Source organism: Rhodococcus sp. AD45-ID (genome assembly GCF_003023755.1).
In the GTDB taxonomy this organism is placed as follows: Bacteria; Actinomycetota; Actinomycetes; order Mycobacteriales; family Mycobacteriaceae; genus Rhodococcus_F; species Rhodococcus_F globerula.
In genome coordinates this window covers 758699-774416 of record NZ_PYHL01000002.1, presented here as the reverse complement: position 1 = coordinate 774416, position 15718 = coordinate 758699, and the positions used below count along the sequence as shown (strand labels likewise).

The 15718-nt window shown below is 61.5% G+C and carries 15 protein-coding genes; all 15 read right to left on the bottom strand.

The annotated features are described in order from the left end of the window. Positions 1-2: 2 nt before the first annotated feature. A complete protein-coding gene (gene hypF, locus C7T36_RS19795; RefSeq protein WP_045067316.1) occupies positions 3-2303 on the bottom strand; it encodes a carbamoyltransferase HypF in 2301 nt (766 codons plus the stop codon). Next, a complete protein-coding gene (locus tag C7T36_RS19790; RefSeq protein WP_033235014.1) occupies positions 2300-2569 on the bottom strand; it encodes a HypC/HybG/HupF family hydrogenase formation chaperone in 270 nt (89 codons plus the stop codon). The genes hypF and C7T36_RS19790 overlap by 4 nt, the downstream gene beginning before the upstream one ends. 2 nt (positions 2570-2571) lie before the next feature. Then, on the bottom strand, positions 2572-3060 hold the full coding sequence (locus C7T36_RS19785; RefSeq protein ID WP_045067313.1) for a hydrogenase maturation protease: 489 nt from the start codon (positions 3058-3060) through the stop codon (positions 2572-2574). A 6-nt stretch (positions 3061-3066) separates the two neighbouring features. Then, on the bottom strand, positions 3067-3186 hold the full coding sequence (locus C7T36_RS30805) for a DUF6893 family small protein (protein ID WP_371851312.1): 120 nt from the start codon (positions 3184-3186) through the stop codon (positions 3067-3069). Then, positions 3183-4598, bottom strand: coding sequence for a hypothetical protein (locus C7T36_RS19780; protein ID WP_045067311.1), 1416 nt, complete (start codon positions 4596-4598; stop codon positions 3183-3185). Before C7T36_RS19780 ends, C7T36_RS30805 begins: the two co-directional genes overlap by 4 nt. Continuing rightward, on the bottom strand, positions 4595-5233 hold the full coding sequence (locus C7T36_RS19775; RefSeq protein ID WP_045067309.1) for a DUF6084 family protein: 639 nt from the start codon (positions 5231-5233) through the stop codon (positions 4595-4597). The genes C7T36_RS19780 and C7T36_RS19775 overlap by 4 nt, the downstream gene beginning before the upstream one ends. Continuing rightward, positions 5230-5832, bottom strand: coding sequence for a DUF5947 family protein (locus C7T36_RS19770; RefSeq protein WP_084702856.1), 603 nt, complete (start codon positions 5830-5832; stop codon positions 5230-5232). Before C7T36_RS19770 ends, C7T36_RS19775 begins: the two co-directional genes overlap by 4 nt. A gap of 14 nt (positions 5833-5846) precedes the next feature. Next, a complete protein-coding gene (locus tag C7T36_RS19765; protein ID WP_172935603.1) occupies positions 5847-6737 on the bottom strand; it encodes a NifU family protein in 891 nt (296 codons plus the stop codon). 111 nt (positions 6738-6848) lie between these two features. Next, complete coding sequence (locus C7T36_RS19760) at positions 6849-8642, bottom strand: nickel-dependent hydrogenase large subunit (protein WP_045067307.1); 1794 nt, start codon at positions 8640-8642, stop codon at positions 6849-6851. Positions 8643-8678: 36 nt separating this feature from the next. Next, positions 8679-9752 (bottom strand): hydrogenase expression protein HypE, encoded by a 1074-nt coding sequence (locus C7T36_RS19755; RefSeq protein WP_045067306.1) that lies wholly within the window; start codon positions 9750-9752, stop codon positions 8679-8681. Between the two features lie 164 nt (positions 9753-9916). Beyond that, on the bottom strand, positions 9917-10711 hold the full coding sequence (gene hypB / locus C7T36_RS19750) for a hydrogenase nickel incorporation protein HypB (RefSeq protein WP_045067305.1): 795 nt from the start codon (positions 10709-10711) through the stop codon (positions 9917-9919). Positions 10712-10713: 2 nt separating this feature from the next. Next, positions 10714-11043, bottom strand: a complete 330-nt coding sequence (hypA, locus tag C7T36_RS19745) for a hydrogenase maturation nickel metallochaperone HypA (RefSeq protein WP_045067304.1) — start codon at positions 11041-11043, stop codon at positions 10714-10716. 156 nt (positions 11044-11199) lie between these two features. Then, complete coding sequence (locus C7T36_RS19740; RefSeq protein WP_045067303.1) at positions 11200-12894, bottom strand: cutinase family protein; 1695 nt, start codon at positions 12892-12894, stop codon at positions 11200-11202. A gap of 175 nt (positions 12895-13069) precedes the next feature. Continuing rightward, positions 13070-14188, bottom strand: a complete 1119-nt coding sequence (locus tag C7T36_RS19735) for an alcohol dehydrogenase catalytic domain-containing protein (protein ID WP_045067302.1) — start codon at positions 14186-14188, stop codon at positions 13070-13072. A 29-nt stretch (positions 14189-14217) separates the two neighbouring features. Continuing rightward, positions 14218-15621: a pitrilysin family protein gene (locus C7T36_RS19730; protein WP_230590176.1), complete on the bottom strand. Its 1404-nt coding sequence runs from the start codon at positions 15619-15621 to the stop codon at positions 14218-14220. Positions 15622-15718: the final 97 nt, after the last annotated feature.

Here is a 15718-nt window from a genome sequence, read left to right as displayed (position 1 = left end):
CTTCATCGCGAACTCCCGACCAGCACTTGGCCGTACGCAAGACCACCGTCGTTCGGCGGTAACTCGTGGTGCGTCAGCGGGCGGAATCCAGCGTCTGACAGCAGTACCCGCGCCCGCGCCAGGAGTAACGGATTCTGGAAGACACCGCCACTCAAGGCAACGTCGTCGACGCCGGCTGCGGCGCGCGCTGCCTGCGCCCAGGTCACTACCAAACGCGCAACACTCTCGTGGAAGCGCGCACCGATCACACCTGCCGACACACCGTTCCGTAAGTCGTCAACCACGCAACGTATGACCGGACCGGGATCGGCGATCCACGACCCGCCGGCATCTTCGCGTTCACCGAACACGTAGTACTCACTGCCGCAGTCGATTCCCCGGGATATGCCTTCCAATTCGATTGCTGCCTGAGCCTCGTACTCCACACTTTGGCGGACACCGGCAAGTGCGGCAACGGCATCGAAAAGCCGCCCCATACTGGAAGTCTCCACACAGCCGAATCCCGTCTCCAACTGATGACCGAGGACGGAGCGTTCACGAACCGGACACGCTGCAACTGGTGGAAGCTCACTGTCCCAGCCGATTCCCGCCGATCGCAGGTGCGACATCGCCATGCGGTACGGACGTTCCACGCCGGCGTCACCGCCCGGCAGCGCTACGTACCCGAGATGCGCTAGACGACGGAAACCTTTGTACGTGGCGAGCAGCATCTCCCCGCCCCACACCGCTCCGTCCGCTCCGTAGCCCGTTCCGTCGAAGGCCATTCCGATAACCGGTTCGGAGCCGTCACAGCCGTTCTCACCCATCACCGCAGCGATATGCGCGTGATGGTGTGCCACAGTGCGCACCGGCCGTCCCGCCGCATGCCTTCTGGCCCACGCCGACGAGTGGTACCGGGGATGTTCGTCGCACACAACCTGACTCGGGGTGACGCCGGTAATCGATTCGAAGTGTGTCCGGGCCGCCGCGAACCCGTCCAACACGGCAACATCACCCATGTCTCCGATATGTTGACTCGGCCAGGCGGACGTTCCGTCGGCAATCACGAAGGTGTTCTTCAGATCTGCGCCCACCGCCAGAATCGGTGCGACGTCCAATGGCAGTTCGATCGGCAAAGGTGCATATCCGCGGGAACGGCGAAGCATCACTCGGCGGCCGTCGACTACACGCTGGACGGAATCGTCGCACGGCACCCGAATCGGGCGATCGTGGGTCAGGACACCGTCTGCCAGCGCGGACACTCTTTCCAGATCAGTGCCGCGGAACAGGATTGGTTCACCACCGAGGTTCGCCGATGTCATCACCAGCGCTGTCGGCCCAGCCGCATCACCGGGAAGACCGAGCAGGAGGTTCTGGATCGGGTTGTACGCCAGCATAATTCCGATATCCGGGATTCCCGGCGCGACCGAAGGCGCAAGGTCGTACTTCGACGCCTTGTCCACCAACACGATCGGACGCGAGCACTCGGTCAGCGCCCGCGACTGCGTCTCGTTGACCCGTCCCACCGCGTACGCACCGTTGATATCTCGCACCATCACGGCAAGCGGCTTACCGCGGCGGCGCTTACGAGCTCGTAGTTCCTGTACTGCCGACTCGTTTCGGGCATCGCACGCCAGGTGATACCCCCCGATGCCTTTGACTGCAACAATCTTGCCGTCGCGCAAAAACTCTCGCGCCCGGTGTACGGCATCTTCGCCGTTCACGGGCACGGCAGCAGCATCTGCGTCTGTATCGACGAAGGTCAGGGTCGGGCCACACTGCGGACACGCAATCGGCTGCGCATGAAAGCGACGATTACGTGGATCGGCGTACTCGGCCGCGCATTCCGAGCACATCGGAAACCCGCGCATCGTTGTCGCTGCCCGGTCGTACGGAAGTTCCTCGATGATCGTGAACCGTGGACCACAGTTGGTGCACGTGATGAACGGATGCCGATACCGCCTGTTCCCCGGGTCGGCCATCTCGCGCAGGCAATCGTCGCAGGTCGCAACATCAGGCGGTGCCAACGTCCGCCCTGCAGTCGTCGTGTCCGTGTCCACGATCCGAAACCCGGCCCGCCCACACGCCTGAGCAGGCACGCACTCCACCGAGTCGATCCTGGCCAACGGCGGCTGGCGCACCCGCAGTACCGTCGCGAACTCCGCGAGCGATAGATCCTCGCCCTCGAGGTCGATCACCACTCCTCGCGGCGAGTTGCCCACCGTGCCCGTCAGCCCCAATTCGGTTGCGAGTGAATACACGAACGGTCTGAATCCGACTCCCTGCACCACCCCCTGAACATGAAGTCGGATGGCGGTGATCATGGCTCGCCCCCACCCTCGCCCTCGACCTCGGGGCGTGATCGACCCATCAGCTCCAAACCCGCAAGCGCCTCGGCAGCGCCGGTTGCGTCCACCTTCTCGACGGCAAAGCCCATATGGATGACAACCCAGTCACCAGCGCCGACGGTATTCTCATCGAGCATCCCGATATTCACCTTGCGCGCCGCACCTTCCACATCGACGAGCGCCAGTTGTCCGCCGTATCCGTCGAGCAGCGCCACGACGCGTCCAGGGATACCCAGGCACATGGTCATGCCCCCTGATCAGCGGTTGCGGCGTCCGCCGCCATCGACCTGACAAGGCCGATAACAACTGACGCGGCACCGGTCACGGCAGCCTGAACCTGTGGTGTCAATCCGATCCCCTCGTCCACCGATTCGACGTGCGCACCAACGACAAACGTTCGCGGCGCTGTTCCACCGAGCGCCCGCAGACTGGAGAACACGGAGTTCGGATCCAACGAATGCGCGTCGAACCTTGCCGTGCTGTCATCCCTTTCGGCCTCCAGCTCGAATACCTCGACCGCGCCGGGTTTCCCGCTCGGCGGCAGCGCGTCGATCAGCACCAAGGCCTCCCACGCTTCCAGAAGGTCGTAGGCCAGGTGCACCCCTCGAATTCCGTAGTCCACCAACTGCACTCCCGCCGGCAGTTGCTCCTGTTGCAGCACCCGCACGACTTCGGGCCCGAACCCGTCGTCGCCGAGAAAGATATTCCCGACACCCGCAACCAGAACACGCATGCGTGACTACATCTTTCGCATCCGTAGATACCGTTGAATATCCGGCATCGACACCACCAACACGACGGCCGCAGCGATCGCTGTTGCGCCGAGAAGTACCGTCGACAGCATTCCCATGCCCCTCATTGTGTGTTCTCCTCTCGATTGCTCTGCGTCTGCGCTCCGGGCACCGGTTCCACCTCGTCCGGAGCAAAATACAGATAGCGGCCGTACCAGTTGTGCAGGTCGGCCGCGGGATCGTCGAGCAGCGTCACCCCTACGTGAATGTCGCCGTCCACGTCTTCGTGGATGGTGGCAACGCGAGCGAGCTTGCCGTCGAAAAACAGGTCCTGAGCGTCGGCCCGCCGCGACGGATGCACGCGTACGGTGCTTCCCCCGGCTATCCGCACACCGCCCACCAAGATGCCGTCGATTCGCGGCGACACCCTCGTATCGGCCTCGGGCGACCACCAGTCGACACCGTCTGGCACTTCGGGAAGCATGGGAGCCGAGTTTCCCTGCCCGTCTTCCTGCCCGGCATGAGGATCACGAAGCACTCCGTGAAGGTCGGCAAACCCTTCGGGTGTCAGGGCCTCACAGCGATCGATGATCTCGGCGGCTTTCGGATCTGTCGCCCGCGCCTGCGCTTTCTCCTCGTCCGTCATCGTCAGAATGCGCAGTGACAGGATCTCGTCGATTTCGGTGGAATCGAACAGCGATCCTTCACTTTGCCCCGCGATCACGGGAAAGTCGTACAGAATGATCGGCGATACCAGAACCGTGGTCGATCGGTCCGGCAACGCTGGATTCGGGGTACCGGCCAACACCGGATAGCACCGATCTTGAATCAACGGGTATTCGTGTGTCTGCTCGTCATTCACGCTGAAAAGTGAGATGAACGACGGCGTATCGCACTGCATGATCACATGCGCCCCGAGCATGGAATACGCCGGCGCCGAATGCTTGTCGACGGCCACGATCGCGGTGGTGTTTCGAACATCCATCGACAGCACAACCTGATCCGGCCTCCCCGACGCAGCCCAAAGATCAACGAGTCCGGACAGCGCAGCCCGGGTGCGCACAATCCGACCGATAGATGCGCCGGACGCATCCAGGATCGGTTCGATCTCCGAAAAGGCCGGAACCTCGAAAGCCAGGCTTCGCCCTTCGCCAAGGTCCGTGAGCCGGTGCGGACCCGACTCGATCTCACATTCACTTGCTTCGTCCCACGAAATCCATTCGTGGTCACCGGAAGTCACGTGATGCACCGACTCCCAGCCGTCCGGATCGATACGACGTTGGACTGTTCGGCGCTGAAGGTGGAGAAACCGCAACGTGACACGCAGATCGCCGGCATCCGCGGCCACGACGGCTTGGGCCGACATCCCTGATTGCTCACCGACACCCAACTCTGATGCCCCCGGTGGACCGAGCACACCGAACTGCCAGCGTGACTGGTTCTTTCCCGAGTTCGCCCGGTACGGGTAGAGCAGGTACCCCTCGTACAGGATCGCGTCGGCTACGGCTCGAACGTCATGGTCGACACCCGTGTGTGTCATTGCGGCACCTCGATCCCCGCCAAGAGCGCGCCGACCGTGGATTCCAAGTCGGTGTAACCGTGTGTGGCTTTGAACCGGGTGAGTTCGGCAATCGTGTCATGATCGAGGCGTACCCAACCCGAACCCGGGTAATGCGTCTCGATCATGTGCTTCCACGTGGCTACCGGCATCTCGTACGACGCCGATCTGTCCCACGGAATTTGCTCGACCGAGAATCCGCGACTGCCGTCGGTGAAGACGGTGCCGCTCAGTAGCACGACTACCGGCACCGTGCCGTCCTGCAGGGCATGCATGTACTTGGATGCGGTCACCGCGACGTCGTACGTACACGGCATAGGAAGATCGGCGACCGTGACTCCTGAGAACCCCTGGACCACCGTCGAGCATTCCATCCAGAGGAAGGTTCGTAGCGTACTCGACCAACGTTCACGCCGACCGAACAAATCGAGTAGCGCGTCTTCTTCAGATGCGGAGTACGGCCGTCGGTGTGGTTCGATCCGAACCTGTGCTCGCACGGCCAGCGCTCGGACAGGTGTTCCGGTGGACTCCGAAATCTTCAGTTTCACTACGAGATTGGGGGTCACCGCGTACGGGTCGACCATGATGTCCACGACGGAGAACTCCAAGGCGGTCATCGCGACCGTTCCTCGACTCTGTGGAAGAACTCCGCGATCTCGGTGTGCGCATCCTGGCCGCCGTCGAAACCGCGCCACACCTTCCGCAATCGCCCTACCAACTCGTAACAGGCGTCGATCGGCACAATGAAACATCGGGGAGCCACCTCGCCCGGAACAACGTGAACGATCAAGGCCTCGACGTCTGCTCGCATCGTGCTCGTTCGAGGATTCTCCCGCAGCACCGCCTCGAAAGCATCGATGGGTAGCTCGGATTCCGTGGCCCCCGCCGGACCGGGATAAAACGCGATGAATTTGTCCAACACGGAATTGCGGAAGAAGAACGCCAGATTCACCGGAATTTCCAGCGATTCCCATCGACCAGGGCCCAGCTCGAAATCGTCGAGTTCCTCGTATCGATCCGGAACTGCCTTGTACCGCAGATCAGCGTCCACGGGGGCAAAAAGCAGGTAACACGGTCGACAGACGCACATCAGGGCGCGCACCGAGACATCGACGACGTGCTGATGGTCCTCGCCGATGCCGACCGCGCACATCTCGCATCGCGGACCGGTTGGTACCGATCGCGCCGACGCTATTCTCGTGAGAACCTCTCCCACAGTGGATTTTGCCACTACATCACCGATACCTGAACGTCAGCTGCTGAACTTCCCGGTGCAGCGCTGCCAGGCACTGCCACCGACAGGATCCCGTCGCGAGGCAGAAGCGGCAGGGGCGCAAGATGTTCCGCCCCGGCATCAACACCGGCACGGGCATCGACGCGCGCGCCTGCAGTTCGGACGTCGTAGTGAGTGCCGCAGTTCGGACAGGTCAGCACCACGCCGCTACGTGCGGGTCGCCCCATCATTCGCTCCAGCATCGCCCCCGCCATCGAGCGATCACAGACCGGACAGTGATCGCGGTAGGCGTACAGGGTGTCGCCGAGCCTGCATACCAACAGATCTGCGCCTTCGACGCAAAAACCTGCCACCTCACCTTCGCCGACCTCGGCGAACTCCGGCACACCGATCCAGTGGCCGGCGGCGTCGTGGTGGATGTGCGAGAACAGCGACTGCGCCGAGATCACACCAGCTTTGGGCTCATGTTCGGTTGGGGTCTCGACCTCGATGCCGCTCGTCTCGGGCGCCGCAGCCGTCACGGCGTCCTGCACGGCTGATTCGAGCGTGACGGACGACGACGGACAACTGTTGCAGCTGCCGAGCAGCCGCAACCGCACCACACCATCGGTCACCTCGATCAATTCGACGTCGCCGCCGTGCGACCCGAGGTACGGGCGCACACTGTCCAGCGCCGTACGTATGCGGGTTTCCACGTCGTGCGGATGTAGGCCATGCACGAGCAGAAGGCTCGAGATCAGGTCGTCACGGGTCATCTCATCCACCATCGCGGAATCCGCAAGGTGCACAGTGCGTTCGAGAGCTGCGCCGTAGAGTTGCACTACTTCACGCACCAGTTGCTCTGCACGATCACGTGCTACCGGTCCGCCCCCTGCGCTGGCCTGCAACAGAGTTTCGATGCGTTCGCCCGCTCCACGCCAGTAGTCACCAGGCGGTGCACCGCTCGCGTTCTCACCGCGCTCCCGGTCACCGTGCTCCCTGTCACCGTGCACCACGGGCTACTCCCCCGTCACGGATTGTGTCGGCGAATGCAGTTTCTCGATGGTCTTACCGCCACCGAGATACATGTGTACGCCACACGGCAGGCACGGGTCGAAACTGCGGACTGTGCGCATGATGTCGATACCCTTGAAATTGTCCCGATCGTTCTCCTCGAAGATCGGCTGACCTTGCACCGCATCCTCGTACGGCCCGGGAGTGCCGTAGCTGTCACGCGGGCTCGCGTTCCACGGAGTTGGCGGGTACGGGTGGTAGTTCGCAATCTTGCCGTCCCGAATCACCATGTGGTGGGAAAGAACTCCGCGGACGGCTTCGGTGAAGCCGCAGCCGATACCCTCGTCCGGAACTTCGAACGATTCCCACGTCTTGGTCCGGCCGGCGCGAATCTCCACCAAAGCCTTCTCCGCAAAATGTAACGCCGATGCGGCCGCGTATGCCTGGAAATACGTACGTGCACGGTTCCTTTCGAGCGTGTTGCTCCCGTGTTCGGGGATGTGCCACTCGAGTGTGACCGGCCCCTTCAGCGCTGTCTTGGGCAGATTGATCTGCACGCTGTGTCCGGTGGACTTGACGTAGCCGATGTCGACCAACTCCGCCAGCGCCGTGCTCCACAAGCGGGCGAGTGCGCCGCCGCCGGTATCGAGAGCAAGATTGTCTTTGCCGTCGAACCATCGAGGCGACATCACCCAGCTGTACTTGTCCTCCAGATCACGCTTCTGCGGATGAGGGTTGGTGTGCTGATTCCAGGGGTGACGCCGATCCACCGCGTTACCGAGCGGGTCGGTCTCGACAAACATCTCCTGGTCTTTCCAATCCTCGTAATACGAAGAGCCCAGCATGATTCGGATACCGAGATTGATATCGACCAGGTCGGTCGTGATCAGTTTGCCATCGACCACGATCCCGGGGGTCACGAACATCTTGCGTCCCCACTCGGTCATGTCCTTGTACTCGAAATTACAGAATTCCGGATCCTGGAACGACCCCCAGCAGCCGAGGAGAGTCCGACGCAGACCTACCTTCTCGTAGCCGGGCAGGGCTTCGTAGAAGAAGTCGAACAGATCGTCGTGCATGGGCACGACCTTCTTCATGAACTCCACGTAGCGCATCAACCGCGTCATGTAGTCGGTCATCAGTTCGATGGTGGCCACTGTTCCGACGCCGCCCGGGTAGAGCGTCGACGGATGAACGTGACGGCCCTCCATCAGACAGAACATCTCACGGGTCGAGCGTGAAACCTGAAGGGCCTCACGATAGAACTCACCGGTGAACGGATTGAGAGTGCGCATGATGTCGGCGATGGTGCGGTAACCGTGCTGATCCTCGTGCCGGCAGCGGGTGTTCTCCGCCTGCGCCAGGACACCGGGATTGGTCTCGGACACCATCTTCTCGCAGTAGTCGACCGCAACAAGATTCTCTTGAAAGATGTTGTGGTCGAACATGTATTCTGCGGCTTCACCGAGATTGACTATCCACTCGCCCAGATGCGGTGGTTTTACGCCATACGCCATGTTCTGGGTGTAGCACGAGCACGTCGCGTGGTTGTCTCCACAAATACCGCAGATACGACTGGTGATGAAATGCGCGTCGCGCGGATCCTTCCCCTTCATGAACAGGGAATAGCCGCGGAAGATCGACGACGTGCTGTGGCATTCCACAACTTCCCGGTTCGCGAAGTCGATCTTGGTGTAGATGCCCAGACTTCCGACGATGCGGGTGATGGGATCCCACGCCATCTCCACCAGACCGTCACGATCCGCGGTAGAGGTGGGTTCGGGAACGATGGCCGTCATGTCAGTGCCTCCCAGTTTCGATGTATCTCGAGTTGTTCACCACGTGCGAGTGGCGCCGGTGAGCAACTTCGAACCCCGTTCGCGCCAATGCGGTTCCTTGTCCAAGGTGTGACCGGTGATCCGGCGCAGACTGTGAATCACGCTGCCGTACATACCCACAGCGGTGGACGAAAGCTTGCCGCCGGGTGGTTCGTCCATGAATGGCATGAATTTGTCCGGGAACCCCGGCATGGTGCACCCGATGCAGATGCCGCCAACGTTGGGGCATCCACCCACTCCGTTGATCCAACCACGTTTGGGCACATTGCATTTCACGACCGGACCCCAACAGCCCAGTTTCACGATGCACTTGGGCGAACCGTATTCGGTGGCAAACTCTCCTTGCTCGTAGTAGCCACCGCGATCACAGCCCTCGTGCACCGTCGCACCGAACAGCCATTGTGGTCGCAGCGACTCGTCCAGTGGAATCATCGGCGCTTGATCAGTTGCCATGTACAACAGATAGGTCAGGGTCTCCGACAGATTGTCCGGTTGGATCGGGCATCCCGGCACACAGACGATCGGGATACCGGCCTTGGATTTCCACGTCCATCCCAGATAGTCCGGTACGCCCATCGCGCCGGTCGGATTTCCCGCCATGGCGTGAATTCCGCCGTATGTCGCGCACGTGCCTACAGCAACAACCGCAGTCGCTTTGGGGGTCAGCCTGTCCAGCCACTCACTGGTCGTGACCGGTTGCCCCGTCTCGCGGTTGTTGCCGAAACCGCACCAGTAACCCTCGTCGTGCAGTTTCTCGTTCGGGATCGACCCTTCGACGACAAGGACAAACGGATCGAGTTCACCCCGATCCGCCTTCCAGAACCATTCCAGGAAATCGTCGGCGCCGCCCTCCGGCCCACACTCGAAGTCGATCAGTGGCCAATGCACCGCAACCTGGGGCAAGCCGGGCAGCGCACCGAGTGCAATTTCTTCGATGCTCGGCTGCGTGGCCGCGGTCAACGCCACCGAATCGCCGTCACAACTGAGCCCGGCGTTGATCCACAGAACATGGATGAGAGTATCTTCCGCCTTCGCTGCTGCGGTGTCCGCAGTCGCATTCTGAGTAGTCATATCAGCCGCTTTCACGTGTGCGACGGCACCACTTGCTACACCGGGTCTGGTTCCACCGGATTCCTGCCGCCGGTATCGAACACCACCCGAGCCGATATTCGGCCCGCAACGTGGCACCCACTCATTTCATTAAGTACCCGAGCAGATCAGTTGTCAACGACAACTCAGGAAAGCGCCATTCGAGAATCGATCCAGTCATACCACTGCGACAAACCCTCACCCGTCGTTGCCGACAAAACAACAACGCGCACAGCAGGATTCAGCGATTTTGCCTGACGGATGCATGCCTCGACGTCAAATTCCACATAGGGAAGCAAATCGATCTTGTTGACGATGACGAGGTCCGCGACGGCAAAGATATGCGGATACTTCATCGGCTTGTCGGCACCCTCCGGCGTAGAAATTAGGACAACCTTGCCTTCCTCGCCGAGGTCAAAAAGTGCGGGACACACTAGATTTCCCACATTTTCAATCAAGAGTAGAGAATCGTCGAGCGGCCGATTCACGTTAATAGCCCGATCGATCATTTCCGCATCCAGGTGGCAACCCGCACCCGTATTCACCTGAACGACAGGAGATCCCGTTGACCGAATCCTCTCGGCATCGAGCGCAGTCTCCTGGTCGCCCTCGATGACGGCAACGGGAAATCGGCCGCGCAAGTCGTTGATCGTGCGAACCAGCAACGTTGTCTTACCCGCGCCCGGCGAACTCATAACATTGAGTGCGGCAATCCGGCGCCGGCGCATCCACTCGCGATTGCGGGTGGCAACTTCGTCGTTCTTGGCGAGTACCTGTTGTTCCAGAACAACGGTCGTGCTGTGGGAATGTTCGTGACTGTGTGAATGATCGTGACTATGCGGGTGCTCGTGGTCGTGCGGGTGCTCATGATCCTGACTGTGCCCCGATTCACCGGAGATTCGCACCCCCGCGCCCTCACCGCAGCCGCACGTTGCGCACATGATCAGCTCACTTCCATCGACAATATCCGTAGTTCACGCCCGGCGAGGATATCGACGTCGGCGCTGCCACAGGGGCAGAGCAAGATCATGTCCGGCGGTGAGAAAACCTCGCCGCATTCCCGGCAACGCACGCTCGTCGCGATCTCGTCGATGCGCAGACTCGCGCCTTCGGCCTGAGTACCCGCGGTCACGACGTCGAAGCAGAAGAGCAGCGAATCAGGCACAACAGCACACAGTCGTCCCACTTCGAGCCGCACACCGCATACGCGTCGCGCGCCTGCCTTGTCGCACACGGCATCGACCACACTCTGGGCAATCGACAGTTCATGCACGGCAGACCCGCAATTCACATGTGAAGGGACCGTACATTCCACGATAGGGCAGAGCCATGGCTTAGAAAAACGGTGGCGTAGAAAAACCGTGGCATAGAAAAAGGCTGCGATCCGCATGTACATGCGGATCGCAGCCTGATGCTTGCCTGGGAGAGGCTACTGTCCCGGAGTCGGCGCCTTGGATGTGGTCGTCGTAGACGTCACCGTGGTGGTGGTAGTGGCGGCCGCACTTGAACTCGCTGTCTCCGATGTCGGAGCACTCGTGACTGCGGCAGCCGTCGTGGGCACTACCGATTCGCTCGGTGTTGCGACTGCACCTGAGGTCTCGGAAACAGATCCGGCGACAGGAGCATCCGGCGACGTTCCCGGCGCGGTGGCGGAGTCCGTCGAACCCGTGGTTCCGGCGGGAGCCTGATTATCGGTGCCTTCGGCAGCGACATCGCCTTCGGCTGCGTCGTCAGCCATGTACGCGTCGACGGCAGCGGCAAGCTCTACAGCCGTGGGCTTTGCCGTCGTATCGACGGGCTTACCGTCCTTGGCCTGCTGCGCCAGGTATGTAAGCCACGCTGCTGCGTACTGCGCAGAAGTCAACGGCTTGCCGTTCGCGGCATCGGCGTCGCGCCAGTAGTCGAAGTGATGTCCGACGTCGGGGCCGAGTGTCATCTGGTACGGATCACTCATGATCACCGGGATCGTGTTCTGGTTGGTGGCGATCAGTCCGACGATCTCCTTGAAGAGCTTCTGCGGCAGGTACGCCAGCGGAGAGACCTTCTCGGCGGTAATCGAGTCTTCGTCGGCCACAGTGGTCACCGTGGTGGCCGTACCTGGCTTGTAGTCCGGATCCGATACCTTCAGCATCACCTGGAGGAAGGTCTCGTCACCCTTCATCCAATCGGGATCGGATGAAATGTCGTTGAATGCTTCGAAGACGATCTGACCGAGCACAACGGCAACGTTGATACCGGTGGTCGGGGTGAGTCCCTGGGATTCGAGATCGTCGATGTTCAGCTGGCGTCCGACGTTCGCAGCCAGGAGAAGGAGCGAAATATTGCTCGGAGCCGAGCAGGTGAAGTCACCGTCGGAACAGAACGAGGCGACTTTGCCGTTCAGCTTGCCGAAGCTGCCCGCCGTGTCGGGGAGGACGCCCTGACCTGGGGTTGCCGACGTGCCATTCTGGTACTTCGTGTCGAAATTGTCTGGGTTCGTGAACGGATTCTGGGCGCCGATGAACGTGCCGTCTCCCTCTTCACGTCCCGCATCCGCGAGCATGACCACACCGACAACCTTGTCCGGGTCTACCCCGAACTCGTTGCTTTCCTGATTTCCGATGTCCATGGCAACACGGCGGACGACGTCAGCACCCTCGCTGTACCCGACGATCGAGAACTGCGTCTTGGGGCATTCCTTCGCGATCGCACTCATCACGGATTGGGTGTTTGCGGCGCCGGCGGCAACGGCATCCTCGTACGACGCCATGTTTGCCGGGTATGCGATATATACGGCCGCATACGAACCGGGCTTGGTCGTGTTGACCGAACCGGCCGGATTGATCACCTGATCGACGCGGTCACTCGTGTAATCGCCTGACAGCGCGGCAGGCAGCGGCTTACCGTCCGCACCGAGCAGCATCTTGACCGTGTTCGCGTCCGGAGTGTCGTGCCGACCGGCAACTGCGATGCTCACCATGTCGTGGCATTCGGTGACCGACGACGTCAGTTGCGTCTCGATCGTGCTGGACTGCGGTGAGTCCACGGCTACCGCCACAGCTACCAGCGCTGCAACGCCGAGCGCTGCAGGCGCCAGTGCGCCCGCAAGTATTCGATGTCGTGAAAAGAACCCACGAACCGGCATATTTTCTCCCCAATCCACTTTCGGAAAACGTACGACCGACCCCCGGGGCGTCACGCAACGTCATTCGAGTAGTCGTCCAGTTCAGGACAAGCGTTACATCGGATAACGATCTGCGAGGGCTATGCGTGCTCGATTCGGCCGGAGAGGCCATGCCCTCACCCGACAAAATCCCTGTTCAGTCGTGCTCTGAGTCGAAAATAATGACCTGTCGGATTGCTTTCCCGTCCGCCAGTTCGTCCATCCCCGAATTGATGTCGCTCAGCTCGATTCTTGACGAGATGAGCTTCTCGACCGGTAGCTTTCCGTCGCGCCACAATTGCGCGTAGATCGGGATGTCACGCGCCGGGACTGCCGAGCCGAGATAGCTGCCGATGACGGTCCGAGCTTCCGCGACCAGTCCGAGCGGCGAAATCGACGAACGCGCGTCCGGCGCGGGCAGTCCCACCGTGACAGTGGTGCCACCCGCAGCCGTGGCGGACACGGCAGTCTCGAACGCGCGAGCATTGCCCGCAGCTTCCACCACAATGTCTGCGCGCACACCACTCTCGGACAAACCGGACGGTGTGAAGACATCGGTCGCGCCCAGTTCGAGTGCCTGAGCCAGCTTCGACTCGAGCGCGTCGACGCCGATGACCGTCGCGACACCCAACGCTCGGGCCGTCAGAATTGCTGCCATACCGACGCCGCCCAAACCGACAACCATCACGGTGTCGGTGGGACGGGGCTTTGCCGCATTGAGTAGCGCTCCGCCACCGGTCAGCACTGCGCAGCCCAGCACAGCTGCAACATCCGCCGGTACGTCGTCGTCCACGGCCACTACCGACTTGGCATTCACGACAGCGTGCGTGGCAAATCCGGATACTCCCAAGTGATGCTTGACGCTCACACCGTCGCGCTGCAGTCGGTGCGCACCGCCGAGAAGACTGCCGTCGTTGTTTGCGGCGCTACCCACCGTGCACGGCATCCGGCCGTCGGTTGCGCAGCCGGCGCACTCGCCGCACCGAGGCAGGAAGGTCATGACAACACGATCCCCCACACGCAGGGCGTCCACGCCGTCACCGATCTGCTCGATCCGACCGGCCGCTTCGTGCCCCAGCAGCATCGGCACCGGGCGAACACGATTGCCGTCCACGACGGAGAGATCCGAGTGACACAGTCCGGCCGCCTCGATCCTCACGAGGATCTCACCGGGACCGGGAGCATCAAGTTCGAGTTCCGACACCGTGATCGGCATCGACGACGCGTACGGGCGGCTCCGTCCGATTTCTTCGAGCACTGCTCCACGAATCTTCAACTGCGCACCCTGATTTCGCTGGTTACCGACTAACGAACAATCCCACGCACTGACGCCGGCAGATCCCGGACACGTTTGTACGGACCGACCACGGCGGCGGCAAACGGCCGTGTCAGCAAAGTCTGTGCCACTTCGAGAACTTCTTCCGCAGTGACGGCGTCGATGGACGCCAATGTCTGGGCGACACTGCGATGGTTTCCGTAGTTGAGTTCACTGCGACCGATACGGTTCATCCGCGAACCCGAATCTTCCAGTGACAGAACAAGACTGCCCCGAAGTGCACCCTTGGAGCGCGCGATCTCCGCGTCCGTGATGCCGCCGGCGGCCACCTGAGCGAGAACCTCGCGGATCACCGTGGTGACCTCACCCAGGTTTTCCGGCTGGCACCCCGCGTAGACCGAGAACGCCCCCGTGTCCGCAAAGGTGTCCACCCCGGAATACACGGAATACGCCAAACCACGCTGTTCCCGAATCTCTTGGAACAGACGCGAACTCAAGCCGCCGCCCACCGCGGTATTGAGCACGGACAGCGCCCACCGATGACCTTCGTGACGGCCGAAAGCCCGTACACCGAGCGCAAGATGAACCTGCTCGCTGTCACGATGCGTCAAACTCAGTTCCGGCATCGTGCGCAGACGCAAAGTTCCTTCACGGCGCGGTGCCGGCTTCACACCACGCTCGAGGTGACCGGCAAATGCGCGCTTCGCCAATGTCACGACCTGCTTGTGGTCGACGTTTCCGGCGACGGCAAGAACCATCCGCTGCGGCGTGTACCGACGCACGTGGAAGGAATGCAACTGATTGCGGGACATCGACTCGATGGAATCCACGCTGCCGATGATGGGGCGACCCACCGGGTGGTCACCGAACAGAGCAGTCAGAAACGCGTCGCCGAGGAGATCCTCCGGATCGTCGTCGCGCATCGCGATCTCTTCGAGGACCACTTGCCGCTCGACATCGACGTCAGCGGACCGGCACCGGCCGCGCAAAACGACATCGGCGACAAGATCCACGGCCATCGGCAGATCTTCGTCGATCACATGCGCGTAAAAGCACGTGTGCTCCTTGGACGTGAACGCATTGAGTTCGCCGCCCACTCCGTCCATGACCTGCGCGATGTCGAGCGCTGTCCGCGACGGCGTCGACTTGAACAGCAGGTGCTCGAGGAAATGGGCCGCGCCGGCAACACTGGGCTGCTCGTCACGCGATCCGACGCCGACCCAGACGCCGACCGACGCACTGCGCACACCCGGGATGAACTCCGTGACAACGCGGAGTCCGCCAGGCAGAACTGTCCGCTGGACTCCGGATTCGGGAAGAGCGTCGATCGGAGTTGCGAGTGCAGTACTGCGGCTGCGCGTCTTCTTCGCAGCATTCTTGGCAGTTGTCGTGCCTGAGGTCTTGGCAGTGGTCTTGCCTGGGGTCTTGGCCATGAAAAAGTTCAGCAGTCCTCGGTGCGGAGAATGATCAGGTCCGGAAAGTATGTGTCTACAGACAGTACAGATGCGGCCCCGCACGGAAATCCGCGCG